Below are 24731 nucleotides of genomic sequence, written 5' to 3' on the forward strand. Positions count from 1 at the left end.
AGAGCGTTCCTTATATAACGTGGGGCAATCAGGCCGTGAGAGCGGCAATGGCAGCGTCGATATCGGCCGGACCGTTGACCGCGATACCATTGATATTCTTGTCGATGCGGCGTGCAAGACCGGTCAGTACCTTGCCGGCGCCGAGTTCGTAAAGCGTGGTCACGCCATTTGCTGCAAACCATTCCACCGTCTCGCGCCAGCGCACCTGTCCGATGACCTGTTCGACGAGAAGCCTGGCGATTTCTTCGGCATCCGTGACGGGTGCGGCGCGGACATTGGCGATGACGGGGACGACCGGATTGGCCTTCTTCACGCCGGCGAGTGCCTCGCGCATCGCGTCCGCGGCCGGCGCCATCAGCTTTGAATGGAAGGGAGCGGAAACCGGCAGCAGGATGGCACGCTTAGCACCCTTGTCGGTCGCAAGGCCAGCGGCCTTCTCGACGGCCGACTTCTCGCCTGAAATGACGAGCTGGCCGCCGCCATTATCATTGGCGATCTGGCAGGAGCCGGTGGCTGCAGCTTCTTCGCATACCGCCTGCACATCGGCATGTTCGAGGCCGATAATGGCGGCCATGGCGCCGACACCGACCGGAACTGCGGCCTGCATGGCATTGCCGCGGATGCGCAGGAGACGGGCTGTGTCGGCGATGGAGAAGGTGCCGGCGGCACAGAGGGCGGAATATTCGCCGAGTGAATGACCGGCGACATAGGCAACCTTGGACTTCAGGTCGAGGCCCTTGGCTTCCAGAACGCGAATGACGGCCATGGAAACGGCCATCAGCGCCGGCTGGGCGTTCGCCGTCAGCGTCAGCTTGTCCTCGGGACCGTTGAACATGACATCCGAAAGCTTTTCACCGAGCGCTTCATCGACCTCTTCGAAAACGGCGCGGGCCTCCGCAAAATTCTCTGCGAGATCCTTGCCCATGCCGACGGCCTGGCTGCCCTGGCCGGGAAAAGTGAAAGCAATGGTCATATTCAGTCCCTCGATAGTGCCCATCGGGCCATTTCGCCTCCAATTGACATTCTTTCTTTCAGAGTCAAGTGGCGGGAGATTCTCTCCAAAGCCTTTCGCCCCAGCGGGAACACCCGGTTTTTCCCCTTGCGCTTGCGCAAATCCGGCCTAGATTTGCGCGGCTCTTCCCAAGCTCTTTCTTTCCCAGACCACGTCCAAGGTTTCCGATGAAATACAATAAATTAGGCCGCACAGATATTTCCGTTTCCGAGATTTGCCTTGGCACGATGACCTGGGGCACACAGAACAGCGAGGCGGAAGCCCACGAACAGATGGACTACGCCGTAAGGGAAGGTATCAATTTCTTCGATACTGCCGAGCTTTACCCGACTACGCCGGTTTCTGCCGAAACGCAGGGCCGCACGGAAGAGTATATCGGCAGCTGGTTCGAAAAGACCGGCAAGCGCAAGGATATCATCCTTGCCACCAAGGTTGCCGGCACGGGTCGCTCTTATATCCGCAACGGCGAAGGTGCCGATGCCAAGAATATCCGCCTTGCGCTCGAGGCCAGCCTGAAGCGGCTGAAGACGGATTATATCGACCTCTACCAGATCCATTGGCCGAACCGCGGCCATTTCCATTTCCGCCAGAGCTGGCACTACGATCCCTTCAAGCAGGATCGCGCCAAAGCCATCGCCAACATGACCGATATCCTGGAAACGGCGGGCGAACTGGTAAAGGAAGGCAAGATCCGTGCCTTCGGCCTCTCCAATGAAACGACCTGGGGTATCCAGAAGTATGTGACGCTGTCCGAGCAGCTGAACCTGCCGCGCGTCGCCAGCGTCCAGAACGAATACAATCTTCTCTACCGCCACTTCGATCTCGACATGGCAGAACTTTCGCACCACGAGGATGTCGGCCTGCTCGCCTACTCTCCCCTTGCGGCAGGCATTCTCACCGGTAAATACGTCAATGGCGAGAAGCCCGTCGGCAGCCGCGCTGCGATCAACGGCGACCTTGGCGGCCGCTTGCAGCCGCTGCAGGAGGCGCCGACGAAGGCATATTTCGGTATCGCCGCCCGCCATGGTCTCGACCCGGCGCAGATGGCGCTCGCCTTCTGCCTAACCCGCCGCTTCATGACATCAGTCATTATCGGCGCGACCACGATGGCGCAGTTGAAGACGGATATCGGCTCGGCGAACGTGGAGCTCAGCAGCGATGTGCTTGCTGATATCGAGAAGGTTCATCGGCAGTATCCGATGCCGCTTTAAGGGCCTCATCAAGCGGGCGCTTTGTGTCCTGCCGCTTCTGGCTTGCAAGCACACGACAGGCTTTTCGGCCATATGCGCTTGCCTTTCGCGCAAAAACCCGTATAAGCGCGCCTGTTCGTTAACCCGGTCTTCTGGCTGGTGGCTGAACGGAGGGCCGGTTTGCATTTTGCAAACCGTTCGGAACGGAAGCGTTCCAGCCTCCCGTGTCTCCGCTCTCGACCGTCTCGGAAACGCTTTTCTTGCTTGGTGCTAGCCGCCTCTCAGGAGCAGTCGTTGAGGCTTAGCCGCCGAATGCCGGGTTCTGATCAACGCAAGAAAGGCAAAGCTGTCATGGCTCTTTATGAACATGTATTCCTTGCCCGACAGGATATCACGTCGCAGCAGGTCGATGCCCTCGTAGAACAGTACAAGGGCGTGATCGAAGCAAACGGCGGTAAAGTCGGGCGTATCGAAAACTGGGGCCTCAAGTCCCTCACCTACCGCATCAAGAAGAACCGCAAGGCTCACTACGCCCTGATGGACATTGATGCACCGGCCGCTGCGATCCAGGAAATGGAACGTCAGATGCGCATCAGCGAAGACGTTCTTCGCTACATGACGATTGCTGTCGAAAAGCACGAAGACGGCCCGTCTGCCATGATGCAGAAGCGCGACCGCGACGACCGCGGCCCGCGTGAAGGCGGCGACCGTGGCCCGCGCCGCGAATTCGGCGACCGTCCGCCGCGCCGTGACGGCGAGTTCCAGCGTGGCCCGCGTCCTGATCGCGCTCCCCGCGAAGACCGTGCATAAGGAGAAATAAGAATGTCTGAATCTTCCTCCGCTCCGGTCCGCCGTCCGTTCCATCGTCGTCGCAAGACCTGCCCGTTCTCCGGTGCAAACGCTCCGCGCATCGACTACAAGGACGTCCGTCTGCTGCAGCGCTACATTTCCGAGCGCGGCAAGATCGTTCCGTCCCGCATCACGGCCGTTTCCCAGAAGAAGCAGCGCGAACTCGCCCAGGCGATCAAGCGCGCCCGCTTCCTCGGCCTGCTGCCGTACGTCGTCGCCTAATGAAGCTTGAAGCTCCGGATTTCGATCCGGGGCTTCCCCCTTCCGCGATGGGCGCGGATCGGAACCTTAAAACCCATGTTGAGGCATCTCCCGAACTCTTTCAGGGAAATCCTCTAACTGCTTGTTAAGCAGGACAGCGAAGTGACACGACCTGACCCGAAAACGCTTGCGATCGGCGCACTCGCCGGATTGACCGCCGCCTTGCTGGTGCTTGGCGCGAGCATGCAGCCGTCTTTCAGTGCCGTGCTCTATGCCGCTTCAGCACTTCCGATCCTGCTCGTCGGCCTCGGCTGGGGCAATCTCGCCGCCATTTCCGCCGTCGTCACCGCTGCTGTGCTCGGCGCGATCGCTATTTCCCCGTCCTTCGCGCTCGTCATGACGCTGGTGACGCTGCTGCCGGCGGGGTGGCTGAGCCACCTTGCGAACCTTGCGCGCCCGGCCTCCGAACTCGGCGGCCCCGACAATCTGCTCGCCTGGTATCCGCTTTCGGATATCCTGCTGCATCTCTGCGGTCTCGTCACCTTCGCCGTCATCGTGACCGGCATCATGATCGGCTACGGGCCTGAAATCACCGACCAGATGGTCGATGTGCTGATGGCCTCGCTGCAGGAGCAGCAGCCGACATTCGTCCCCGATCCGGCCGCGACTGCGCAGACGAAGTCGCTCGTCGTCCTCATGCTGCCCGCGCTGCAGGGTGGCATCTGGGTGGTGATGCTGTTTGCCGCCTATTACATCGCAACACGCATCGTTGCCGCTTCCGGCAGGAGCTTGCGTCCGCGCGAGGATATCCCTTCGTCGCTGCGCATGAACCGCAATTCGATCTTCATCTTCCTCGCCGGTCTTGCCGCCACTTTCATAGGCGGAGTTCCTGCGATGATCGGCGCCACGGTCGTCGGAGCCTTCGGCGCCGGCTTCCTGATGTCCGGCTTCGCCGCGCTGCATTTCCGCACGCGCGGCAAGGACTGGCGCTTGCCGGCCCTTATCCTGAGCTACCTGGCGTCCACCATGATGCTGCCAGCTCTTTTCATCCTCGTGCTTGGTCTCGCCGATACCCGCAAGGCGATCGCCCTGACCCCGGCCAAGGATGCCCATGCCCCCAAACAAAACGATACCGAAATCTGAGAACAAGAAAGGAAAAACACCATGGACGTCATTCTCCTCGAACGCATCTCCAAGCTCGGCCAGATGGGCGAAACCGTAAAGGTTCGCGACGGCTTTGCGCGCAACTACCTCCTGCCGCTCGGCAAGGCACTGCGCGCCAACGCTGCCAATAAGGCCCGTTTCGAAGCCGAGCGCGCAACGCTCGAAGCCCGCAACCTCGAGCGCAAGACCGAAGCCCAGAAGGTCGCCGACGTTCTCGACGGCAAGTCCTTCATCGTCGTCCGCTCTGCCGGCGAAACCGGCCAGCTCTACGGCTCGGTCGCTGCCCGTGACGTCGTCGACATCCTGGCCGCCGAAGGCTTCAACATCGCCCGGAACCAGGTTCACCTCAACACGCCGATCAAGGCGATCGGCCTGCACAAGGTCGAGCTGCAGCTCCATGCTGAAGTTGAGATCAGCATCGAGCTGAACGTGGCCCGTTCTGCGGAAGAAGCCGAGCGTCAGTCCAAGGGCGAAGAGCTCACCTCTGTGGATGCCATCTACGGCGTTGACGAAGACGCCCTGCGTCCGGAAGACTTCTTCGATCCGGAAGCCGACGGCATCGACGAAGACGAGGCATAACTTCTGTTTCCCAGGGGATACAGACCGAAAAGCCCGGCTCGCGCCGGGCTTTTTTGCTGCGCCCTGCAGCCGGGAACGTTAAAATGAAAAAATGCAGAAGTGAGTCGCCAAAGGCGGCGTGTCCTACAGGTGACAGTTCGGATATTTTCTATCCACTGGCCCTCCGACTGTGGAGAAGTCGAACAACGGGCACAGTACCACCGATTTGATGACCGCTTGAAAGCTGTTGCTGCGAAGCACTTGATTTTACGTAGACGGCCCTGCAAATCCGGGTTTTGGAAAAAGACAGTACGGATGACGATGAACGAAGCTGCACGAAAGATTGCCGCCGGTGCTCCCGCAGAGCAGCACTATCGAGAAGCGCCGAACAACATCGAGGCCGAACAGGCGCTGCTCGGCGCCATCCTGATGAACAACGACGCCTACTACCGCGTCTCGGACTTCCTCAAACCTATCCATCTTTATGAGCCGCTGCATCGGAAGATCTTCGAGGTCGCCGGCGACATCATCCGCATGGGCAAGATCGCCAACCCGGTCACGGTCAAGACCTTCCTGCCGGCCGACGAGAAGGTCGGGGACATCACCGTTTCCAAGTATCTCGCAAGCCTCGTCACCGGCGCCGTCACCATCATCAACGCCGAAGACTATGGAAGGGCGATCTACGATCTGGCCATCCGCCGCGCGCTGATCACCATCGGCGAGGATGTCGTCAACATCGCCTATGACGCGCCGCTCGACATGCCGCCGCAAGCGCAGATCGAGGACACCGAACGCCGTCTGTTCGAGCTTGCCGAAAATGGCCGCTATGACGGCGGCTTCCAGGCCTTCAACGATGCCGTAGCGCTCGCCATCGACATGGCAGCCGTTGCCAAGGAGCGAGACGGCGGTCTCTCCGGCATTTCCACCGGCATTCACTCACTCGATTCCAAGATGGGCGGGTTGCAGCGCTCGGACTTGATCGTGCTCGCCGGCCGTCCCGGTATGGGCAAGACCTCACTCGCGACCAATATCGCCTACAATATCGCAGCCGCCTATGAAGGCGAAGTGCAGCCGGACGGCAGCATGAAGGCCAAGAACGGCGGCGTCGTCGGCTTCTACTCGCTCGAAATGTCGTCCGAACAGCTCGCCACGCGTATCATCTCCGAGCAGACGGAAGTCTCCTCCTCGAAGATCCGCCGCGGCGACATCAACGATGCCGATTTCGAAAAACTCGTCGCCTGCTCGATGATGATGCAGAAGGTGCCGCTCTATATCGACCAGACCGGCGGTATCTCGATCGCCCAGCTTTCGGCACGCGCCCGCCGCCTCAAGCGCCAGCGCGGGCTCGACGTGCTTGTCGTCGACTACGTGCAGCTAATGACCGGCTCCGGCAAATCCAGCGATAACCGCGTTCAGGAAATCACCCAGATCACAACGGGTCTCAAGGCACTCGGCAAGGAATTGAACGTGCCGATCATCGCGCTCTCCCAGCTCTCGCGTGCCGTCGAAAGCCGCGAAGACAAGCGCCCGCAGCTTTCCGACCTTCGTGAATCGGGCTCGATCGAGCAGGACGCCGACGTCGTGCTGTTCGTGTTCCGCGAGGAATATTACGTCAAGAACATGGAACCGCGCGATATCCACGATCCAAAATATCCGGAATGGGAAGCGCTGTTCGACAAGGTCAAGGGCACGGCCGATGTCATCATCGCCAAGCAGCGTCACGGACCGACCGGCACGGTAAAACTTGCCTTCCAGTCGGAATTCACACGCTTTGCCGATCTCGCCGATCCGTCCTTCACGCAGTATGAGGAACATTGACGCGGGCTTTCCGCGTCAATGTTCTTTCAGAAACCAGCTGCCCGCAACAAGGCCACTGTCGCGACGCCGATGACGACGCTTGCCAGCATCGGTAGGCGTCTGGCAACGATTGCCGTTACCGCACAGGCCAACGTTTCCGCCCAACCGGCCGCAAAGGCGGTCGGGGCGATCACAGCCATCAATACCGCGGGTGGAATGGCTTCGATCGCCGTTTTCCGGCGTTCGTCAATCTCCACATAGCGGATCAGCACGAGGCCGCTGATGCGGGTGAAAATGGTCGCCGCGGCCATAGCAAGAATGGCGAGTAAAGTACTGAAATCGAGCGTCATGCCGCCTGCTCCCGCATTCTGCCTCTCCAGACAGCCATTGCAAGTCCTGCCAGCGCGCCGGCTGCGATATACCAGACCCCCGGCACGAGCTGGTGGACGGCAACCGCAGCAATTCCGCTTGCGGCAAGCACCGCGCCGGTTTCCGCCCCCTTCCAGAAGCCCATCACCAGCACGACGAAGACGGCCGGAAAGGCGAAGTCGAGGCCGATGACGGCGGGATCGCCGAGAAAGGCGCCGAGCAACGCTCCTGCAAGCGATGAACCGACCCAGGTCAGGTAAAAGGGCGTGACGATACCGGCATACCAGGCGGGTGTGAGCCGTGTCGTTCCGGCGCGGAATTCCGCCATGGCCCAGAGCTCATCGGCCAGGAACAGCATGGCAATATAGCGCTTGATGCCGGAGAAGGACTGCATCTTCGTGCCGATCGAGGCGCTCATCAGTACATGGCGGATATTGACGAGCAGGGCCGCGAAGCCGACGCCGATCCAGCTTGCCGGATGCGTCCAGATATCCATCGCCACGAATTGTGAACCGCCGGCAAAGACGAGCGCACTCATCAGCGTCGTTTCCAGTGTCGAAAGCCCTTTGGTGGCCGAGACCGCGCCGAAGACCAGGCCAATCGGCAGGACTGCGACGATCAGGGGAAGAATGGCGCGCACTCCGCCAAGAAATTCGCGGATCAGACTTTTGCCGACTGGCTTACTCTGTTGCAACATCGGCAACCTCCACATCAAGACGGCGGAGAGGTAGCCGAGGCCGCTAAGGGCTGTATTGAACGAAAGTGATCAACCGACACGGAACTGGCCGGGAGTAACGCCAGTGCGGGATTTGAAGTGGCGTGTGAAATGTGCCTGATCGGCGAAGCCGCACTGAAGCGCAACATCGGCGGGCATGTGTCCCTCCCTCAGCAGCCGCCTTGCGACAAGAACACGGCGGTCCGTCAGGAAGGCGTGCGGGGTGATGTGATACTCTCTGCGGAAAGCGCGAATTAAATGGGCGCGACTGAGCCCCGCCACCTTGGCCAGTTCTTCCAGTCCCACATCAATTTCGAAATTCTCGATCAGGTAGTCGCGGGCGCGGGCGACAGCACTGCGCTCCTTGGTATCGATGGGCACGACGATGGTGCTGCCATAGCGGGCGAAGATCGCAGCCAGCACCGAAAACATGTTTTCATCGGATTCCAGCGCGCCTGCTCTGCTTTCAAGCGTACGGTGGGCGATATGGAAGGCTTTGGCGAGCTGCGGATCGCGCGGCAGAGGCCCGGCGAAGGACGGAGTGGCGTTGAAAGCCTTGCCGGTGACGTCTTCGAGAATGTCGATGAACAGCTTGGTGTCCGGATAGATCATCCGGTAGCGATACCCTTCCCCACCCGGAGCGCCGTCGTGCACGACGCCGGGATCGATCAGATAGAGGTCTCCGGGTCCGGTTTCTTCCCGCTTTCCGCTCAGGGTCGCGATCTGGCTGCCGCTTTCGATCGCGCCGATGCTGAAGGTGTCATGGGCGTGCGGCGCGTATTCATGCGTAAGAAAACTGGCGCTCAGACACTCCATGTCGCGAAAACGGCTGTCCCGCCAGAAGCGGGCCGATTCCACCTTGGCAAGCGGCATGGCGTCTGCCGCCTCTTTTTGCGAAACGTTCTGCATCCCGTCAGATTAGCGCGCCGCCAGTTGTCCGTCTTGAACAAAAGTGATCGCATGTGGGAAAGGCTGGTATGTCGCCTCTCATGCTTTCTCTTTGCCACAATGCTCTTTAGAGTGTTTGCAGCGATTTTCCTTTCCCTTTCAGCGCGGCGATTCATGACAGATTTTTCCATTCCCTTTGAAGACGACGACCTTTTCGCCTCCGCCGGCCTGCGGCTGACCGTCGACTTGACGGCGCTGACCGACAACTGGCGGGAAATGGCCCGACGCTCGGGAAAGGCGCGTACGGCTGCCGTCGTCAAGGCCGATGCCTATGGGATGGGGATCGAGGATGCCGGCGAAGCGCTCTATCTTGCCGGCGCGCGGGATTTCTTCGTCGCGACCGTCGATGAAGGTGTCACCCTGCGCATGTTTGCGCCTGAGGCACGCATCTTCGTGCTGGCGGGCATCTGGCCAGGCACCGAGCGGCGCTTCTTCGAAAACGATCTCGTGCCGATCATCTCCTCGGAAGAGCAGCTTGCATTCTGGATGGCGGTGCTTGCCGATTACGGCGACTACCCATGCGCACTCCACGTCGATACCGGCTTCAACCGGCTGGGCCTGACGGTAGACGAGGCGCTCGCTCTTGCCGACGACGTGTCGCGGCCCGCGAGTTTCGCGCCTGCTCTCGTCATGAGCCATCTGGCCTGCGGCGACGACCACTCCTCTGCGATGAACAAGCAGCAGCTTGGATCATTCCGTAGGGTTAGCGCTGCTTATGAAGGTATCGATTCAAGCCTGGCGGCGTCCGCCGGCATCTTCCTCGGGGATGACTATCACTTCGATCTCACCCGGCCGGGCATCGCGCTCTATGGCGGGCAGGCCGTCAATGGCATGGCGAACCCGATGCGACCGGTGGCGACGGCCGAAGCGCGCATCATCCAGATCCGCACGGTCAAGGCCGGTGAATCCGTCAGCTACGGGCGAGCACTGCAGCTCAAGCGCGACAGCCGGCTGGCGATCGTTTCGGCCGGTTATGCCGATGGCTATATGCGCAGCCAGTCGAGCGACGGCGTGCCGCTGCGCCAGGCCGTGCCGCAGGGCGGACAGGGCTTCGTTGCCGGCCAAAAGGTGTCGGTCGCCGGTCGCATCACCATGGACCAGACGATTTTCGACGTGACCGACCTGCCGGAAGGTGCCATTCGCGCCGGCGACTATATCGAACTCTTCGGCAAGAACATCCTCGTCGACGATGCGGCAAAGGCCGCAGGTACGATCGGTTACGAGATGCTGACGAGCATCGGCCTGCGCCACGAGCGCAAGTACGAGATGGACGAGGAATAGGGACTTAGCGTGTCGTGAACGCGAGGCGAACGCCGAGCGCCACGAACAGCACGCCGAGGCCGCGGTCTAGCCACAGGCCAATCTTTGCATTCCGTTTGAAGGCATTAGCAAGGCGCCCTCCCGCAAGGATCAGCGGCGACTCAATAAAGACGGCTACGACAATGATCAGACCGCCATGGACTGCAAGCTGCAGCCAGGCCGGACCTGCGCCCTCGACGACGAATTGTGGCAGGAAGGCGAGGAAGAAGATCGCTACCTTCGGATTGAGCAGCGAGACGAGCATGCCCTGCCGATAGATGCGCCGCCAGCCGAGTGTTTCGCCTGCCGCCCGCACGAAGCCGCCCTCGCCTTTCGAGCGCAACGCCTGGATACCGAGCCAGACGAGATAGATCGCGCCCACCCATTTGACGGTGGAGAAGGCGATTGCCGAGGCGGCAAGGATCGCCGACAGGCCGAAGGCGGCGAGAAGCACGTGGATGCAGGCGCCGGTCCAGATGCCGAAGACGGCAGAGAAGCCGGCGCGCGTGCCGCTCTTCATCGTATGGCCGAGAATGAAGGCCATGTCCGGACCGGGCGAGATGTTTAGAAGAACCGCCGCGGTCAAAAAACCGATCCAGTGAGCGAGCGAATAATCGAGCATGGCCTATCCCTTGAGAGCCCTCCGATGCTGCCAGCCCGGCCACTGATAGGAAAATCATTAGTTTTGATCGGTGCAGGAAGCCATTATCTAGGGCGAAACCGATTCGGCCGCCCAGGCGGCTCTACGTGAAAGCAGTCATTGATGGCCAAGGCCAGGACACAATTCATCTGCCAGAGCTGCGGCGCGGTGCATAACCGCTGGGCGGGCAAATGCGACAATTGCGGCGAGTGGAATACGATCGTCGAAGAAGACCCGATGGGCGGCATCGGCGGCGGCCCCGCCAAGACGCCGAAGAAGGGCCGTCCGGTCGCATTGACGGCTCTCTCCGGTGAAATCGAGGAAGCGCCGCGCATCCATACAGGCATTTCCGAACTCGACCGCGTCACCGGCGGCGGCTTCGTGCGCGGTTCGGCCGTGCTCGTCGGCGGTGACCCCGGCATCGGCAAGTCCACGCTGCTCATGCAGGGAGCGGCTGCCCTTTCGCGGCGTGGGCACCGGATCATCTATGTCTCGGGCGAAGAGGCGGTAGCGCAGGTGCGGCTGCGGGCGCAGCGGCTGGCGGCAGCCGATACCGATGTGCTGCTTGCTGCTGAAACCAATGTCGAGGATATTCTCGCGACGCTCGCGGAAGGCAAGCGCCCCGACCTCGTCATTATCGACTCCATCCAGACGCTCTGGAGCGAGCTCGCCGAATCCGCACCGGGTACGGTCACACAGGTGCGCACCGGCGTGCAGTCGATGATCCGCTTTGCCAAACAGACGGGTGCGGCCATGGTGCTCGTCGGTCATGTGACCAAGGACGGCCAGATCGCCGGCCCGCGCGTGGTCGAGCATATGGTCGATGCGGTGCTCTATTTCGAGGGCGACCGCGGCCATCACTACCGCATCCTGCGTACGGTCAAGAACCGCTTCGGACCGACGGACGAGATCGGCGTCTTCGAAATGTCGGACAAGGGCCTGCGCGAAGTCGCTAACCCCTCGGAACTCTTCCTCGGCGAGCGCAACGAGAAATCACCGGGTGCAGCGGTTTTTGCCGGCATGGAGGGCACGCGGCCTGTTCTCGTCGAAGTGCAGGCGCTGGTTGCCCCCACTTCACTCGGCACGCCTCGGCGTGCGGTCGTCGGCTGGGACTCAGCCCGCCTGTCGATGATCCTTGCGGTTCTGGAGGCCCATTGCGGCGTGCGGCTCGGCCAGCATGACGTCTATCTCAACATTGCCGGCGGCTTCCGCATCTCCGAACCGGCAGCCGATCTGGCCGTCGCATCGGCTCTCGTTTCCTCGCTGGCCGGTATTGCCCTTCCGGCAGATTGCGTCTATTTCGGCGAAGTCAGTCTGTCGGGCGCCGTCCGGCCGGTTGCGCAAACCGCCCAGCGCCTTAAAGAAGCCGAAAAGCTGGGGTTTTCGGCAGCTCTGCTACCGTCCGGCTCCGCCGAACTGCCGAGGGGCAGCGGTCGCTGGAGCGAGATCGAGAGCCTGCCGGATCTGGTCGCGCGCATTGCCGGCTCGAAAGGGGCGCTGCAGCGTGTGGAAGAAGACGTTTGATCCTTCATCACCGATAGCGGGGATGCTATAGGATCTGCCAAACAAGGCGCGACGCGGCCCGCAAGGCGGCAGTCTGGAGTGGAATTTATATGCCCATTACGATTTTCGACGGTATTGTCATCGGCGTCGTGCTCTTCTCCGCCGTATTGGCAATGGTCCGCGGCTTCTCGCGCGAAATTCTCTCGATCGCGAGCTGGGGCGGCTCGGCGGCTGCCGCCTATTATCTCTACCCCTATCTCGTGCCTTATGCGAAGAAATATACTGACGATGACCGTATCGCGATCGTCGGTTCGGCTGCCGTCGTCTTCCTCATCGCGCTGATCGTCATCTCCTTCATCACGATGAAGATCGCCGATTTCATCATCGACAGCCGTATCGGCGCGCTCGACCGCACTTTGGGTTTCCTCTTCGGTGCGGCGCGCGGCATACTTCTGCTCGTCGTCGCCGTTGCCTTCTGGAACTGGCTGGTCGATGCAGATCATCGCCCGGCCTGGGTCAACAATGCCAAGTCGAAGCCATTCCTGGATTCCCTCGTCGTTCGCCTGCAGGCAGTCCTGCCTGAAGAATTTTCTCAAATGATCCAGAAGAGCATTACCGAGAAGCTTGGTGGCGCGCGGACCACGGATGAAAATGCGCCAGCCAACGATCAGGCTCCGGCAGAAGACGCAGCACCCGCGCCTAACAATGGCGCACAGCAGCCATCGAATTGACGCAGTGTTCACTAGCTTGACCCGCGGCCTGGCAGTTGCCATTTGAGCGGGACGTAAGAACAAAGGTCCGGCCGGGCATTCCGCTCTGCCGGACCTCAGCTGTTTCAGAGCCGGCGGGCTTTGAAACAGACGTCGTTCAGCATGAAACTATCGGAAAGCTGCAAGATTTCCGATATCATACTACTGGAAATGCCGATCCATTCTTGTGAGAGCAAAGGCCCGCAGAAATGAACCAGTCCCATTCCTTCCCGACCGACGATCCGCTCGACGGAGACACGCTGCATGAAGAATGCGGTGTTTTCGGAATTCTGGGACATGCCGATGCCGCAGCACTGACGGCGCTCGGCCTGCACGCCCTTCAGCATCGCGGGCAGGAGGCAGCCGGTATCGTTTCCTTCGATGGCAAGCGCTTCCATCAGGAACGGCATATGGGCCTGGTCGGCGACCACTACACCAATCCGATGACGCTTGCCCGCCTGCCCGGCACCATCTCGATCGGCCATACGCGCTATTCCACAACAGGCGAAGTGGCGATGCGCAACGTGCAGCCGCTCTTTGCCGAACTGGAAGAGGGCGGCATCGCCATTGCCCATAACGGCAATTTCACCAACGGCCTGACGCTGCGCCGCCAGATCATCGCGACTGGCGCGATCTGTCAGTCGACATCCGACACCGAAGTTGTTCTCCACCTCATCGCCCGCTCCCGCCATACATCCACGGCCGATCGCTTCATCGACGCCATCCGCCAGATGGAAGGCGGCTATTCGATGCTCGCCATGACGCGCACCAAGCTGATCGCAGCGCGCGACCCCACCGGCATCCGCCCGCTGGTCATGGGCGAACTGGACGGCAAGCCGATCTTCTGCTCGGAAACCTGCGCGCTTGACATTATCGGCGCGAAGTTCATCCGCGACGTGGAGAATGGCGAAGTCGTCATCTGCGAAATCCAGCCCGACGGTTCGATCAGCATCGATGCGCGCAAGCCGAGCAAGCAGCAGCCCGAACGCCTCTGCCTGTTCGAATATGTCTATTTCGCTCGTCCGGACTCAGTCGTCGGCGGCCGCAACGTCTATACGACGCGCAAAAACATGGGGATGAACCTCGCCAAGGAATCGCCTGTCGATGCCGACGTGATTGTGCCCGTTCCCGATGGCGGCACGCCGGCCGCGCTCGGCTATGCACAGGAAAGCGGCATTCCGTTCGAATATGGCATCATCCGCAACCACTACGTCGGCCGCACCTTCATCGAGCCGACGCAGCAGATCCGCGCCTTCGGTGTGAAGCTCAAGCATTCCGCGAACCGGGCGATGATCGAAGGCAAGCGCGTGGTGCTGGTCGACGATTCCATCGTGCGCGGCACCACTTCGCTGAAGATCGTGCAGATGATCCGCGAGGCCGGCGCCAGGGAAGTGCATATCCGCGTTGCCAGCCCGATGATCTTCTTCCCGGATTTCTACGGCATCGACACTCCCGATGCCGACAAGCTGCTCGCCAACCAGTATGCTGATGTCGAAGCCATGGCGAAGTATATCGGCGCGGATTCGCTGGCCTTCCTGTCGATTAACGGCCTCTATCGCGCCGTCGGCGGCGAGGACCGCAACCCGGCCCGGCCGCAGTTTACCGACCACTACTTTACCGGTGACTATCCGACCCGCCTTCTCGATAAGAACGGCGAGTCCATGGGCAACAAGATTTCCATGCTCGCCAGCAACGGCTAATCCGCTTCGACTTTGACTTTCCGATCAGGGGCGCTTATTGCGCCCCTTACCTTTTCAAGCATATCCGGAGCCGCGGCAGATGAACATCAATCTTGAAGGCAGGATCGCGCTGGTGACCGGCGCATCGCGCGGCATCGGCTACTTCACGGCACTCGAACTCGCCAAGGCCGGCGCGCATGTGATCGCCTGCGCCCGCACGGTCGGCGGCCTGGAAGAACTCGACGACGCCATCAAGGCCGTTGGCGGCTCCGCGACCCTCGTCCCCTTCGATCTCGCCGATATGGAAGCGATCGACCGTCTCGGCGGCTCGATCTTCGAGCGCTGGGGCAAGCTCGACATCCTCGTCGCCAATGCCGGCGTGCTCGGCGTCATCTCGCCGATCGGCCATATCGAAGCGAAGATCTTCGAAAAGGTGATGAACATCAACGTCAACGCCACCTGGCGGCTGATCCGTTCGGTCGATCCGCTGCTGAACCGCTCGGATGCCGGCCGCGCCGTCATCATGTCCTCGGGCGCGGCCCATAAGTGCCGCCCCTTCTGGAGCGCCTATTCGGCATCGAAGGCAGCCGTCGAGGCTCTGACGCGCACATGGGCTGGCGAGACGCAGACAACGCCACTGCGCATCACCAGCGTCGATCCGGGCGCAACCCGCACTGCCATGCGCGCGCAGGCCGTCCCCGGCGAAGATCCGATGAGCCTGCCGCATCCCTCCGAAGTGGCGAAGGCGATCCTGCCGCTGCTCGGGCCTGGTGTGACCGAAACGGGCAAACTGTTCATCGTGCGCGAGAACAAGCTGGTGGATTACCGGCTGCCGGGATAGGCTGAGTTCTCAGTTTGTAGCAACGGCTGGGAAGAGACGTGCAAAGCCCGTTTCTGATGGGCACAGTGCATTAAGGTCCACTGCCCCCTTAATGCCGTCCACCGTACCATTGTCGGCAAATTGCCAGATCGACCAACGACTGCAGCTTTCCTGCGCAGGCTCCCTGAATATGCTTCGCAGCCAGAGGTAATGATCGGGAAAGCGGCTTTCATTACCTTTCAGATATTGGTCAAAGAATTCCTGTGTGACGTAAAAAATCGGCTTTTCCGGAAAACCACTCTTCAGCTCGGCAACGAAGGCGTTCACTTCCATCGCCATTTCATCGAGCGTCGGTATTTTGTCGCAGTTACCGACAAATTCCAGGTCGATGGCGATGGGCAAGGCATCCGGCGTTTTCGGCACGGCTGCCAGGACATTCTGCGCCTGATCCCTGCCCGGGCGGCAGAAGGTGAAAAAGTGATAAGCGCCCCTCACCAGCCCCGCATCTCCGGCACGCTGCCAGTTCTCTGCGAACCGGGAATCCCGGTGATCGCCGCCTTCGGTCGCCTTTATGATTGCGAAACGCACGTTCGGCTGGGCAGCCACGGTCTTCCAATCAACGACACCCTGGTGATGACTGACATCGATGCCTTGGATCGGATAACGGGCCAGTGACGGATTGTTGAAGCGAAGCATTCCAAAATCGTATGCGAAATATGCAGCGAATGCGACTATCAGAATTGCAGCCGCTCCGATCGCCCACCGGACCAATCTTCCCACTCGTTCCCCCAACAATTTATAGCAGCGTCCGCTGGTTAACTGCGATTTGCGCCGCGAGAATGGCGGAAGCCTCAGAGCATGCACTATATTTTCGCCGGACATTGCCCCCTGTGGTCAGCACATCACGGGCGCCGAGCGAACTCCCTCCGGATGGGTCCTTGCCCTCTTGACCAAACTCCGATCCCGCGCCATAAAACGCGTCATGAAAACGGTTACCTGCATTATTTGCCGGAAGATTATTCGCTAGCCCAAAGCTGGCCTGGCCGTTTTCGTCTCCCAAATGTCCAAGATGCGAAACGCCCCGGCCTGCCGGTGGCAGTATTTTGTGCTTATGCATATCGGGAGAGTGAAATGGGCGGTACGCCGGAACTGAAGCTGTACAACACGCTGACGCGGGAGAAATCGGTTTTCAAGCCGATCGATGCCGAAAACGTCCGCATGTACGTGTGCGGCCCGACGGTCTATGATTTCGCCCATATCGGCAATGCGCGGCCGGTCATCGTCTTCGACGTGCTGTTCCGCCTGTTGCGCCATGTCTATGGCGAAAGCCACGTCACCTATGCGCGCAACATCACCGACGTCGACGACAAGATCAACGCGCGGGCGCTGCGCGACTATCCGGGCCTGCCGCTGAACGCGGCGATCCGGGCGGTGACGGAAAAGACCGAGAAACAGTTTCTCGACGATGCCTTGGCACTAGGGTCGCTCGAGCCGACAGTGCAGCCGCGTGCGACCGACAATATCGCTGAGATGATCGAGATCATCGAGCGGCTGATTGCGCGCGGCCATGCCTATCAGGCATCAGGCGAAGTGTTGTTCGACACGAAGTCGATGGCCGATTACGGCCGGCTTTCGAAGCGCAATCTCGATGAGCAGCAGGCGGGCGCCCGCGTCGCCGTTGATGCGCACAAGAAGAGCCCTGGCGACTTCGTGCTCTGGAAGCTCTCAGACGAAAACGAACCCGGCTGGGAAAGCCCCTGGGGCCGCGGCCGTCCGGGCTGGCATATCGAGTGCTCGGCAATGAGCGGGCGTTATCTCGGCGACGTCTTCGATATCCATGGCGGTGGGCTGGACCTGATCTTCCCGCACCACGAGAACGAGATCGCCCAGTCGCGTTGCGCCCATGGCACTGACGTGATGGCGAATGTCTGGATGCATAACGGCTTCCTGCAGGTCGAAGGCCGCAAGATGTCGAAGTCCGAAGGCAATTTCGTTACCATCTACGAATTGCTGCACACGGAGACTTTCGCTGGCCGTCAGTGGCCGGGCGAAGTGCTTCGCCTTGCTATGCTGATGACGCATTACCGCGAGCCGATCGACTTTTCGGTCAAGCGGCTGGAGGAAGCCGAACGTCTGCTAGCCAAATGGCCGGCGGCCGAACCTGGTGATGCCAAGCCGGATGAGACCGTGCTGAACGCGCTCGCCGACGATCTCAATACGGTCGCAGCTGTCCAGGCGCTGCATGCGCTCGCCCAATCCGGCAACGACGCGGTCTTTGCGGCCAGTGCGGCCCTGCTCGGCGTGCTGCCGAAGAAGACGGAAATTGATGAGGCGGTGGCGGCCGAGATCGATGCGCGCGTCAGGGCTCGACTGGAGTTGCTCAAGGCAAAGAACTTCGCCGAAGCCGACAAGATCCGCGATTCGCTTGCTGCCGAGGGTATCCAGCTCAAAGATGGCAAGGATCCGGCAACGGGCGAACGCGTGACGACGTGGGAGGTGAAGAAATGAACACCTATACCGGTGGATGCCAATGCGGAGCGATCCGGTTCCGGGTGCGGGGTACGCTCCCGAGCTCCTCGATCTGCCATTGCCGCATGTGCCAAAAGGCGTTCGGCGCCTACTACGCGCCGCTGGTTTCCGTACGCGGGATGGAATTCGAGTGGACCAGAGGGCAGCGAAAGACCTTCCGATCCTCGAATTTCGTCAGTCGCGGCTTCTGCGGCGATTGCGGTACGCCGCTGACCTACGAGGCGCCTGACGGTATGGCCGTCGCGGCTGGCGCGTTCGATGATCCTTCTCTGCTGCCGCCGACTATTCAGTGGGGCGTGGAAGGCAAGATCGGCTTCGTCGATCATCTGCATGAACTGCCGGGCGAACGGACCGAGGCGGATGTCGCCGCAGGCTCCTTCCTCCGCGAGATCATCTCCTATCAGCATCCGGACCACGATACGCCGGTCTGGCCGCCGGAGGATCACGCCTGATGGAAACGGTGGAGCAAACTGGGGGTTGCCAGTGCGGCGCAGTTCGCTATCGGGCGCGTGGCGAACTCGGCTATCCGCATATTTGCCACTGCCGCATGTGCCAGAAGGCCGCCGGCAATTATTTCCTGCCGCTTGCTGCGGCCATGCGTGAAGGTTTCGAGCTGACGCGCGGAGAGCCGAAATGGTTCCACTCTTCCGGTCTCGTGCGGCGCGGCTTTTGCGGCGATTGCGGCACGCCGCTTTTCTACGACAGTCCCGATGCCGACTCCATCAACATCACGCTCGGATCGCTCGATGATCCGCAGACGGTAAAGCCGGTCATGCAGTCCAATCTCGACAGCAAAATGGTCTGGTTTCATGCGCTCGATGGCTTGCCTGTCGAGCCGGAACCGGAAACAAACGATCGCGAGAACAGGATTGCGGCGAGCAACCGTCAGCATCCCGACCACGATACATCCCATTGGCCTTGAGGAGCTTCTCCATGACAGAGACGACGAGAACAGGCGGTTGCCAGTGCGGCGCCGTGCGCTTCCGTATCACAGGCAAGCTCGGACGCCCATCCATCTGCCATTGCCGCATGTGCCAGAAGCAGTTCGGCGGTTTCTTTTCCGCGCTGGTGACGGCGCCGGAAGAAGGCATGGAGTGGAGCCGCGGCGAGCCCGCCTATTTCCAGTCCTCGGTCAATATCGAGCGCGGCTTCTGCCGGGATTGTGGCACGCCGATGACCTATCGACATCCGGGCGGACTGGAACTTGCGATCGGCACATTCGATGACCGCAGTGATCTCGCCCCGCAGATCCAGGTTAATTACGATGCACGCCTGCCCTGGGTCGAGACGATCTTTGAAGCGCCCGTGCATAGGGATCCGGATTTCTATGCACGGCAGGAAGCGATCATCTCCTTCCAGCACCCCGACCATGATACCGCCGTCTGGCCCGCGAAAGGCGTGAAGATATGACCGAAGTGCTGCGCACGCTCTATCCCGAAATCGAACCCTATGCGTCCGGCCATCTCGATGTCGGCGATGGCCATGTGATCTATTGGGAACGCTGCGGTACATCAGGCGCCAAGCCGGCAGTCTTCCTGCATGGTGGTCCCGGCGGCGGCATCTCGCCCGTTCATCGCCGCCTGTTCGATCCAAAGCTCTATGATGTGATGCTTTTCGACCAGCGTGGCTGCGGCAAGTCGACCCCGCATGCGAGCCTTGAAGCCAACACCACCTGGCACCTCGTTGCCGATATCGAGCGGCTACGGGAAATGGTTGGCGTCGATAAATGGCAGGTCTTCGGCGGCTCCTGGGGCTCGACGCTGGCACTTGCCTATGCCGAGAAGCACCCGGAGCGCGTCTCCGAACTCATCGTGCGCGGCATCTACACGCTGACGCGGGCCGAGCTCGACTGGTATTATCAGTTCGGTGTCTCCGAGATGTTCCCGGACAAGTGGGAGCGCTTCGTGGCACCCATTCCTGCGCAAGAGCGCCACGAGATGATGCTCGCCTATAACCGCCGCCTGACCGGCTCGGACCGCGCCGTTGCTCTCGAAGCCGCGCGAGCCTGGAGCATCTGGGAGGGCGAGACGATCACGCTGCTGCCGGAAAAATCGACCAGCGGCAAGTTCGAGGAAGCCGAGTTCGCCTATGCCTTTGCGCGCATCGAAAATCATTTCTTCGTCCATGCCGGCTGGATGGATGAAGGCCAACTGCTGCGCGATGCCTATAAGCTAAGGGACATTCCCGGCGTAATCGTCCACGGGCGCTATGATATGCCCTGCCCGGCCAAATATGCCTGGCTGCTGCACAAGGCATGGCCAAGGGCCGAGTTCCACCTGATCGAAGGGGCCGGGCATGCCTTTTCGGAACCCGGCATTCTCGACCAGCTGATCCGGGCGACGGACCGGTTTGCAGGCAAACAATAAAGCCGCAAGCGGCGACAGGAAACATCACTATGGCACGCGAAAGAATCTACCTCTTCGATACGACGCTCCGGGACGGGCAACAGACGCCCGGCATCGACTTTTCCGTCGAGGACAAGATTGCGATTGCGAGCATGCTGGACGAATTCGGGCTCGATTATGTCGAGGGCGGCTATCCGGGCGCAAATCCGACCGACACCGCCTTCTTCGCCGAGAAGCGCACCAGCCAGGCCTCCTTCGTCGCCTTCGGCATGACGAAGCGGCCGGGTGTTTCCGCCTCCAACGATCCGGGCATCGCAGGCCTCCTGCAGGCGCGCAGCGACGCCGTCTGTTTCGTCGCCAAGAGCTGGGATTACCACGTGCAGGTGGCGCTCGGCTGCACCAACGAGGAAAACCTTGAATGCATCGCCGAAAGCGTCAAAGCCGCTGTTGCCGCCGGCAAGGAAGCGCTTGTTGATTGCGAGCATTTCTTCGACGGCTACAAGGCCAATCCGGAATATGCGCTCGCCTGTGCGAAGACCGCCTATGAGAACGGCGCGCGCTGGGTGGTGCTCTGCGATACCAATGGCGGCACGCAGCCGCCGGAAGTGCGCGCCATCGTCGAAGCCGTGATCGCCTTCGGCGTGCCGGGCCACTGTCTCGGCATCCACGCGCATAACGATACAGGCCAGGCGGTCGCCAATTCGCTCGTCGCGGTCGAGGCAGGCGTGCGCCAGATCCAGGGTACGCTGAACGGCGTCGGCGAACGTTGCGGCAATGCCAATCTGGTGACGTTGATCCCGACACTTGCGCTGAAGAGCGCCTACAACACGCGTTTCGAAACGGCGATCGACGCAGAGCGGCTGACTAACCTCACCCGCCTGTCGCACGCCTTCGACGAACTCCTGAACCGCTCGCCGGATCATCAGATGCCCTATGTCGGCGCGTCTGCCTTCGCTACCAAAGCCGGCATCCATGCTTCGGCGCTTGTAAAAGATCCGCGCACCTACGAGCACGTGCCGCCGGAAAGTGTCGGCAATTTCCGCAAGGTCATGGTCTCGGATCAGGGCGGCAAGGCGAACTTCATCAATGCACTGAGGCGACGTGGCATCGACGTCGCCAAGGACGATCCGAAGCTCGATCTCCTGATTTCGATCGTGAAGGAGCGCGAGGCGTCCGGCTATGCCTATGAGGGTGCCGATGCGAGCTTCGAGCTTCTGGCGCGCCGCACCATGGGCACCATCCCGGACTTCTTCTCGATCGACGGCTTCCGGGTGATGATCGAACGGCGCTTCGATTCCCACGGGCGTATAAAGATCGTCTCCGAAGCCGTCGTGAAGATCGCCATCGACGGGCAGACGCTGATGTCGGTCGCGGAAGCCGAAGGCCCGGTCAATGCGCTTGACCTCGCGTTGCGCAAGGATTTCGGCAAGTATCAGCATGAGATCGACGATCTCGTGCTCGCCGATTTTAAAGTGCGTATCCTCAATGGCGGCACCGAGGCCATCACCCGCGTTCTCATCGAATCCACTGATTCCAGCGGCGTGCGCTGGTGGACGGTCGGCGTTTCCGAAAACATCATCGACGCGTCCTTCCAGGCGTTGATGGATTCGGTCATCTACAAGCTGATGAAGAACCGGCAGCTTGCTGGCAAGATCGCAGCCGAATGAGTGCTGTTACGTCCGGAATCGCGTGAAAACAAAGAGATAGAGCATTTCCATGCGAAAAAACGGAAAATGCTCTATCGGAGGCCCCAGTCCTGCTCCGAATACCATTCGTCCTCATCTCTTGGCGTCTTCCAGCGCAGCCGAGTGACCTTTTCCATGCCGCCATGCCGGAATGCGGATTCCAGCGCCTTATAGGTCTCGAGCGTGCCTGATGCGGCATGACCCCAGACGAAGAAGGTGGGGCTGAGATAGCGGGCGCGATAGTGGTTGAGCATGCGCTGGATCAGGAAGAAACCGCCGCGGGCGCTGCGTGGCCGCAGATTTTCGTTGCCGTCACGGGAGGGTGCGCAGAGTGGAAAGATCAGCCTGCCGCCAACGGCGAGATTGTCGATCCAGGCTTCGGCGGGCCTATGGACCGCGAAATTGACATAGACCGCATCCGCCGGCGATTGCGGCCATTCCAGGCCATTACCACAGATCACCTCGACATTGCCGTAGGAAGCCAGGTTAACGGTGGCGCGGGCGGCAAGCGCCCGGTCATATTCGATCGCCACGACATGACCGGCGCTTCCGACTAGATGCGACAGCATGGCGGTGTAATAACCGCCGCCGGCACCGATATGGCAGGCCGTTTCTCCCGGCTGCGGCGCAAGCCAGTGGAGGCCGAGCGCATGCAGCGAAGGGCTGCCATTGTTGACCTGCCGTTCCTCCTGCAGCGCAATAAGGACATCCTGATAGAGGATGACGGGGTCGGTGGATGGCATGTCCTGATAGCCGGACCCGTTTGGCATACGCCACGGCGGCGGGCCCAGGAAATCCTCCCGCGGCACCGTCGCAAAGGCCTGCCGCAGCCGCTCGTCATCAGCGACACCCATCTTTGCCAGCATCTGGGCGGCATAGGCTTGCCGGCAGACCGCCAGTTCGGTTTCGTCCATGCTTGCCTCTCTTCGCGGCAGTGCAGGTGCGGTTCCATTCAATGAAATGAATTGGCCTATTCACGCCGCTTAAGCTAATGCGGATCAGAAACAGAACAAAGATGGAAACACCCGATGTCTGCCGATGCAAGCGCCTCCTTTATCAAGAACGAAGACAGTCCGCGCGGCTTTGCCTTCGCGCTGACGGCCTATCTTCTGTGGGGCTTTCTGCCGATCTACATGAAGGCGGTCGCGCATATTTCGCCTGCCGAAGTCATCGCCCATCGCATTTTATGGTCGCTGCCGCTTGCCGGCATCGTGCTTCTGGTGCTCGGACGCACGCAGGATATCAAGGTCGCGCTGCGCTCTCCGCGCATGCTCGCCATGGCAATGATGACCGCGGCACTGATCACCGTGAACTGGGGCACCTATGTCTGGGCGATCGGTGCCGGCCATTCGCTCGATGCGGCCATGGGCTATTTCATCAATCCGCTCTTCAGCATCTTCCTCGGCGCCGTGCTCCTGAAAGAAAAACTGCAGCCGTTGCAGATTGCGGCGATCTGCCTTGCCGGCCTTGCGGTCGTCGTCCTCGCCTTCGACAGCGGCGGCATTCCATGGGTGGCGCTGACGCTGGCGTTCAGCTGGGGCTTCTATGCCCTGTTTCGCAAGACGCTGCCGCTCGGGCCGAACCAGGGCTTCTTCCTGGAAGTGCTGATCCTCAGCCTGCCCGCCCTGCTCTACATCCTCTACCTGGAATTCGTCAGCGGCGAAGGACATTTCTACCGCACGGGCTTTAGCGATACCGCTCTGCTGCTTGGCTGCGGACTGATTACCGCCGTACCGCTGATGATCTACGCTAACGGCGCCAAGCTGCTCCGGCTCTCGACCATCGGCATCATGCAGTACATCGCGCCGACGATGATCTTCCTCATCGCCGTTTTCGTGTTTCACGAAGAGATGGGTACGGCACGTATGATCGCATTCCCGCTCATCTGGGCAGGCCTGTTCTTCTACAGCTGGTCGATGTTGAGGACGACGCGCGGACGTTAGAGCCGGCGTGTTTCCTACGCAATTCCGGACGCAAACCGCCGCACGCTTTGCTGGAATCGCATGAAGCCTACATCTTCGAAATGACCTCATCCTCGCCGTCACGGTCGGCGGCAAGCTCTGCCGCCTGCGCCATGATGGCCGGGATGACGCCGGAGATCTCGTCGATGACGAGCGGCTGGACGCGATGGGCGGTATGCACGAAACCCTCGCCCGTCATGTGGCGCAAGAGCTCCATCATCGGATCCCAGAAGCCGTTGATGTTGGCAAAGACCATCGGCTTTTCGTGACGGCCAAGCTGCGCCCAGGTCATGATCTCGACGATCTCTTCTAGCGTGCCGATACCGCCCGGCAGGGCCACAAAGGCGTCCGAACGCTCGAACATCGTGTGTTTGCGCGCATGCATGTCAGGAGTTACAATAAGCTCGTTGAGCTGGCCGAGCGAATGGCGAGTCGCTTCCATGTCGATCAGGAACTCGGGAATGATGCCCGTCACCTGGCCGCCGTTGGATAAGGTCCCGCTGGCCACAGCGCCCATGATGCCCTTTGTGCCGCCGCCATAAATCAGGCGAAGGCCATATTCCGCAATCTCTTTTCCGAGCGCGCGGCCGGCAGCCATATGGGAAGGATCGCGTCCCGGCCGAGAGCCGCAGTAAACGCAAATGGATCGAATCGGTACAGATTGTTCGGTCATAAGGGAAAAACAACTATTCCATTTCAATGCAGTCAAGAAAATTGA

The 24731-nt window shown here is 60.7% G+C and carries 26 protein-coding genes; 18 read left to right on the forward strand and 8 right to left on the reverse strand.

The window, feature by feature from the left end; all coding sequences use genetic code 11:
- Positions 1-28: 28 nt before the first annotated feature.
- Entirely contained in the window at positions 29-973 is a 945-nt protein-coding gene (fabD, locus tag FHT78_RS13050; protein WP_183744254.1) for an ACP S-malonyltransferase, read from the reverse strand.
- A 206-nt stretch (positions 974-1179) separates the two neighbouring features.
- On the opposite strand from fabD, the gene FHT78_RS13055 reads away from it, so the two are divergent.
- The 6 genes from FHT78_RS13055 to FHT78_RS13080 all read left to right on the forward strand — a co-directional run bounded on the left by FHT78_RS13055 (position 1180) and on the right by FHT78_RS13080 (position 6792).
- Positions 1180-2223 carry an aldo/keto reductase gene (locus FHT78_RS13055; protein ID WP_183744256.1) on the forward strand — a complete coding sequence of 348 codons (1044 nt, stop codon included), beginning with the start codon at positions 1180-1182 and terminating at the stop codon, positions 2221-2223.
- A 330-nt stretch (positions 2224-2553) separates the two neighbouring features.
- Positions 2554-3012: a 30S ribosomal protein S6 gene (gene rpsF / locus FHT78_RS13060; protein ID WP_183744258.1), complete on the forward strand. Its 459-nt coding sequence runs from the start codon at positions 2554-2556 to the stop codon at positions 3010-3012.
- 12 nt (positions 3013-3024) lie between these two features.
- Positions 3025-3273, forward strand: coding sequence for a 30S ribosomal protein S18 (rpsR, locus tag FHT78_RS13065; RefSeq protein WP_007531286.1), 249 nt, complete (start codon positions 3025-3027; stop codon positions 3271-3273).
- A gap of 141 nt (positions 3274-3414) precedes the next feature.
- On the forward strand, positions 3415-4395 hold the full coding sequence (locus FHT78_RS13070; RefSeq protein WP_183744261.1) for a DUF2232 domain-containing protein: 981 nt from the start codon (positions 3415-3417) through the stop codon (positions 4393-4395).
- A 21-nt stretch (positions 4396-4416) separates the two neighbouring features.
- Positions 4417-4995, forward strand: coding sequence for a 50S ribosomal protein L9 (gene rplI, locus FHT78_RS13075; RefSeq protein ID WP_183744264.1), 579 nt, complete (start codon positions 4417-4419; stop codon positions 4993-4995).
- 300 nt (positions 4996-5295) lie between these two features.
- Positions 5296-6792: a replicative DNA helicase gene (locus FHT78_RS13080; protein ID WP_183745334.1), complete on the forward strand. Its 1497-nt coding sequence runs from the start codon at positions 5296-5298 to the stop codon at positions 6790-6792.
- Between the two features lie 26 nt (positions 6793-6818).
- On the opposite strand, the gene FHT78_RS13085 is transcribed toward FHT78_RS13080, so the two are convergent.
- From FHT78_RS13085 to FHT78_RS13095, 3 genes are all read right to left on the reverse strand, one after another.
- The gene (locus FHT78_RS13085; RefSeq protein ID WP_183744267.1) at positions 6819-7121 is read right to left on the reverse strand and encodes an AzlD domain-containing protein; all 303 of its coding nucleotides are present in this window, start codon (positions 7119-7121) and stop codon (positions 6819-6821) included.
- Positions 7118-7837, reverse strand: coding sequence for an AzlC family ABC transporter permease (locus FHT78_RS13090; protein ID WP_183744270.1), 720 nt, complete (start codon positions 7835-7837; stop codon positions 7118-7120). Before FHT78_RS13090 ends, FHT78_RS13085 begins: the two co-directional genes overlap by 4 nt.
- A 69-nt stretch (positions 7838-7906) precedes the next feature.
- Entirely contained in the window at positions 7907-8728 is an 822-nt protein-coding gene (locus tag FHT78_RS13095; RefSeq protein WP_183744273.1) for an AraC family transcriptional regulator, read from the reverse strand.
- 189 nt (positions 8729-8917) lie between these two features.
- On the opposite strand from FHT78_RS13095, the gene alr reads away from it, so the two are divergent.
- Positions 8918-10084 (forward strand): alanine racemase, encoded by a 1167-nt coding sequence (gene alr, locus FHT78_RS13100; RefSeq protein WP_183744276.1) that lies wholly within the window; start codon positions 8918-8920, stop codon positions 10082-10084.
- Positions 10085-10088: 4 nt separating this feature from the next.
- Here the strand turns inward: alr and FHT78_RS13105 are convergent, their stop codons facing one another.
- A complete protein-coding gene (locus FHT78_RS13105) occupies positions 10089-10724 on the reverse strand; it encodes a LysE family translocator (protein ID WP_183744279.1) in 636 nt (211 codons plus the stop codon).
- A 141-nt stretch (positions 10725-10865) separates the two neighbouring features.
- Between FHT78_RS13105 and radA the strand changes: the two genes are divergently transcribed.
- The 4 genes from radA to FHT78_RS13125 all read left to right on the forward strand — a co-directional run bounded on the left by radA (position 10866) and on the right by FHT78_RS13125 (position 15514).
- On the forward strand, positions 10866-12266 hold the full coding sequence (gene radA / locus FHT78_RS13110) for a DNA repair protein RadA (RefSeq protein WP_183744282.1): 1401 nt from the start codon (positions 10866-10868) through the stop codon (positions 12264-12266).
- 89 nt (positions 12267-12355) lie between these two features.
- Entirely contained in the window at positions 12356-12976 is a 621-nt protein-coding gene (locus FHT78_RS13115; protein WP_183744285.1) for a CvpA family protein, read from the forward strand.
- Positions 12977-13203: 227 nt separating this feature from the next.
- The gene (gene purF, locus FHT78_RS13120) at positions 13204-14694 is read left to right on the forward strand and encodes an amidophosphoribosyltransferase (RefSeq protein WP_183744288.1); all 1491 of its coding nucleotides are present in this window, start codon (positions 13204-13206) and stop codon (positions 14692-14694) included.
- 79 nt (positions 14695-14773) lie between these two features.
- Complete coding sequence (locus tag FHT78_RS13125; protein WP_183744292.1) at positions 14774-15514, forward strand: SDR family NAD(P)-dependent oxidoreductase; 741 nt, start codon at positions 14774-14776, stop codon at positions 15512-15514.
- Between the two features lie 9 nt (positions 15515-15523).
- Here FHT78_RS13125 and FHT78_RS13130 read toward each other — a convergent pair whose 3' ends face one another.
- The gene (locus FHT78_RS13130; RefSeq protein WP_183744295.1) at positions 15524-16273 is read right to left on the reverse strand and encodes a GH25 family lysozyme; all 750 of its coding nucleotides are present in this window, start codon (positions 16271-16273) and stop codon (positions 15524-15526) included.
- A 351-nt stretch (positions 16274-16624) separates the two neighbouring features.
- Between FHT78_RS13130 and cysS the strand changes: the two genes are divergently transcribed.
- From cysS to cimA, 6 genes are read left to right on the forward strand one after another with little or no spacing between them, the layout of a single operon-like run.
- Positions 16625-18001: a cysteine--tRNA ligase gene (gene cysS, locus FHT78_RS13135; RefSeq protein WP_183744298.1), complete on the forward strand. Its 1377-nt coding sequence runs from the start codon at positions 16625-16627 to the stop codon at positions 17999-18001.
- Positions 17998-18474, forward strand: a complete 477-nt coding sequence (locus FHT78_RS13140; RefSeq protein WP_183744302.1) for a GFA family protein — start codon at positions 17998-18000, stop codon at positions 18472-18474. Before cysS ends, FHT78_RS13140 begins: the two co-directional genes overlap by 4 nt.
- Positions 18474-18944: a GFA family protein gene (locus tag FHT78_RS13145; protein ID WP_183744305.1), complete on the forward strand. Its 471-nt coding sequence runs from the start codon at positions 18474-18476 to the stop codon at positions 18942-18944. Before FHT78_RS13140 ends, FHT78_RS13145 begins: the two co-directional genes overlap by 1 nt.
- An 11-nt stretch (positions 18945-18955) precedes the next feature.
- Complete coding sequence (locus tag FHT78_RS13150; RefSeq protein WP_183744308.1) at positions 18956-19432, forward strand: GFA family protein; 477 nt, start codon at positions 18956-18958, stop codon at positions 19430-19432.
- A complete protein-coding gene (pip, locus tag FHT78_RS13155) occupies positions 19429-20388 on the forward strand; it encodes a prolyl aminopeptidase (RefSeq protein ID WP_183744311.1) in 960 nt (319 codons plus the stop codon). The genes FHT78_RS13150 and pip overlap by 4 nt, the downstream gene beginning before the upstream one ends.
- A gap of 29 nt (positions 20389-20417) precedes the next feature.
- Positions 20418-22034: a citramalate synthase gene (cimA, locus tag FHT78_RS13160; protein ID WP_183744314.1), complete on the forward strand. Its 1617-nt coding sequence runs from the start codon at positions 20418-20420 to the stop codon at positions 22032-22034.
- Positions 22035-22105: 71 nt separating this feature from the next.
- On the opposite strand, the gene FHT78_RS13165 is transcribed toward cimA, so the two are convergent.
- Positions 22106-22966, reverse strand: coding sequence for a methyltransferase domain-containing protein (locus tag FHT78_RS13165; protein ID WP_183744316.1), 861 nt, complete (start codon positions 22964-22966; stop codon positions 22106-22108).
- A 114-nt stretch (positions 22967-23080) separates the two neighbouring features.
- Here FHT78_RS13165 and rarD point away from each other — a divergent pair, with 114 nt between their 5' ends.
- Positions 23081-23995 carry an EamA family transporter RarD gene (gene rarD, locus FHT78_RS13170; protein WP_183744319.1) on the forward strand — a complete coding sequence of 305 codons (915 nt, stop codon included), beginning with the start codon at positions 23081-23083 and terminating at the stop codon, positions 23993-23995.
- 67 nt (positions 23996-24062) lie between these two features.
- On the opposite strand, the gene FHT78_RS13175 is transcribed toward rarD, so the two are convergent.
- Positions 24063-24686: a TIGR00730 family Rossman fold protein gene (locus FHT78_RS13175; RefSeq protein ID WP_183744322.1), complete on the reverse strand. Its 624-nt coding sequence runs from the start codon at positions 24684-24686 to the stop codon at positions 24063-24065.
- Positions 24687-24731: the final 45 nt, after the last annotated feature.

The sequence above is a fragment of the Rhizobium sp. BK196 genome (assembly GCF_014193255.1).
Lineage (GTDB): Bacteria > Pseudomonadota > Alphaproteobacteria > Rhizobiales > Rhizobiaceae > Rhizobium.